The 2,342-nt window shown below is 41.8% G+C and carries 1 protein-coding gene; it reads left to right on the forward strand.

Annotation, left to right across the window (positions count from 1 at the left end; genetic code table 11):
• Positions 1-644 precede the first annotated feature (644 nt).
• A partial coding sequence (locus VIN08_RS14085; protein WP_331966236.1) for a WYL domain-containing protein occupies positions 645-2,342 on the forward strand: 1,698 nt, incomplete at its 3' end.

Consider the following 2,342-nt stretch of genomic DNA (forward strand, 5'->3'; position numbering starts at 1 on the left):
CCAGACATGGCTCACGAACTACTTTCGTGGTTGATCGATTTTTTAAGAAGTGATCATCTTCTTCAGGATGGATTGAAAGTCCATCTGCATTTGTTGCTCTAACCAAACTGAGCTACTCAACATAAGGTTGAGAAAGGATTCGAACCTTCGTCCCACAAAACAGGAGGAAAACAACATCAACGAAAGCGGCATGTTATACGGAATATCCGCACAACACCACGAGCGCTATATAGAAACGCTCGTCAGGTCTTTACACTTCTGTTTTTTCCACGCTCTCCGTCTTCTTCAGAGCGGAAAGACTTTTAGTCAGGTTTTACCCCGACAATATTTTTTTCAGTGGCCTTATTCAGATTCGAACTGAAATTCCCTTGCGGGCATCATGGCTCCAAATGCGCTTCCTTACTAAACTTCTCCGAGCGGTTGTTCAGTGCTTCTGCAAATTCTATCCGCTATAGCGCGCAGCAGTAGCGGAATCATCCATGAACTCTGTGGATCGACTAACTTTTACCACAGGCTTTTCCTTTTAAGCTATAAGACCGTATTCAATTGCTGCGTTTATTACCGTGATCAATTGATGATTCAAAATTGAAGCACAGGTGCGCAGTCTTTTTGCGCAGTGAAAATATTTTTTGTTTTTTTATGCCATGCCTGTAAATCGCAATGCCCTTATCCGCTATCGCACCATCGACAACTGTTTGAGAAACAGACATCGCAGGTGGACGCTGGAAGATCTGATCGATGCCTGCTCAGAAGCTCTTTATGAATATGAAGGTATAGATAAAGGTGTGAGTCGCAGGTCCATACAGATGGATATACAGATGATGCGCAGCGACAAGCTCGGGTATAATGCACCTATTACCGTGCTCGAGAAAAAATACTATACATACGAAGACCCGGAATACTCGATCACCAATATACCTTTAACCGACCAGGATCTCGGCAAGCTTACGGAAGTAGTAGAGATACTCCGGCAGTTTAAAGGGTTTAGTCATTTCCAGGAATTGAGTGGCATGGTGCAGCGACTCGAAAGTAAAATCTATGCTGCAAAAACCAATCAGGAGCCAGTAATTGATTTTGAGAAGAATGAAAACCTGAAAGGTCTTGAGCACATCGATACACTCTATAAAGCTATAACCGGTAAATGCTCGGTAGAGCTTAGTTATCAATCATTCAAGGCAAGAACAGCAAACACGTTTCCGTTTCATCCTTATTATTTAAAGGAGTATAGAAATCGCTGGTTTGTAATTGGTATACGAAAAAAGAATACACCTATTCTTAACCTGGCGCTGGATCGCATCATTAGTATACAGGAGTGTGCCGTAAAATATATACCGCGCAATAATTTTAGTCTGCCGAATCATTTGAACGATGTTATTGGAGTATCGGTAAATGAAAATGGCCAGGCTGAGAATGTTGTTCTTCATGCTGATAATGAAACGGCCCCTTATATTATTACCAAGCCGTTGCATCATTCACAACAGGTAATGGAGACTTTGCCGAATGGCGTTCTCTTCTCACTGAAAGTACAGTTGAATTTTGAACTCGAGCGAGAGATATTAGGCTTTGGTAATCGTGTTAAAGTTATTGCTCCTGAAAGACTCAAGAAACGGATCAAAGAAATACTCGAGCATGCACTTGATCTGTATCAGTATGAATTTAACAATGCATCGCTGCAAAACAATTTGCAGAAGCTGAACAAAACCGGGTCGGTAATTCTTCGTCATGTATTTGGAAAGAAGGAAGTAAACCAGATCAAGAACACGCTTCAAAATTACTTTCGTTCTACCGGGCAGCCCGACAACCTACACGCACAGCGAAATTTATTGCAGGAAATACCTGCGTTGAAAACGATGCTGCTCAACAATAACCTGCAACATATACTCAAGAAGATAAGCCCGAATTTATTTCTGACGAAAGCTATATATTTCGATAAGACCCCGGATGCTAACTGGTATGTTACCTGGCACCAGGATATATCGATACACGTAAAAGAAAAAATTGAAACAGCAGGCTTTACCGGCTGGACTAAAAAATCAGATACACATGGCGTTTGTCCCCCGGAAGAGATTTCGAAAGATACCATCACCATCCGCATTCACCTGGATGATACCGATGATACAAATGGGGCGTTGAAAGTTATTTTGGGGTCGCACAATAAAAAATTATCAGACGAAGAGATAAGCCTGATCACGCAAAGTTCTATTCCCTATACCTGCGAAGTAGCTGCCTGTGGTATACATATTATGAAGCCGCTCTTACTACACGCATCTTCTAAAGCAACAAGTCAAAGACACAGAAGAGTAATTCATCTTGAGTTTAACACCGTGGAGTTACCGAATGGA

Source organism: Ohtaekwangia sp. (assembly GCF_036568665.1).
In the GTDB taxonomy this organism is placed as follows: Bacteria; Bacteroidota; Bacteroidia; order Cytophagales; family Cyclobacteriaceae; genus Ohtaekwangia.